The sequence below is a fragment of the Halalkalibacter oceani genome, from assembly GCF_023715705.1.
GTDB lineage: Bacteria > Bacillota > Bacilli > Bacillales > Bacillaceae_D > Halalkalibacter > Halalkalibacter oceani_A.
This window is the reverse complement of record NZ_JAMBOS010000122.1, coordinates 1-255: the sequence shown is the minus strand read 5'-3', so window position 1 is coordinate 255 and position 255 is coordinate 1. Positions and strand designations below refer to the sequence as shown.

The 255-nt window shown below is 57.6% G+C and carries 1 rRNA gene; it reads left to right on the top strand.

What is annotated here, in order from left to right:
• Positions 1–255 (top strand): 16S ribosomal RNA (locus M3212_RS21895); the annotation flags it as partial.

Here is a 255-nt window from a genome sequence, read left to right as displayed (position 1 = left end):
CGGGATGACGTCAGTGGATCCAGCGGCGAACGGGTGAGTAACACGTGGGCAACCTGCCCCTCAGACTGGGATAACATCGAGAAATCGGTGCTAATACCGGATAATTTTCGGGATCGCATGATCCCGTCATAAAAGATGGCTTCGGCTATCACTGGGGGATGGGCCCGCGGCGCATTAGCTAGTTGGTGAGGTAGAGGCTCACCAAGGCGACGATGCGTAGCCGACCTGAGAGGGTGATCGGCCACACTGGGACTG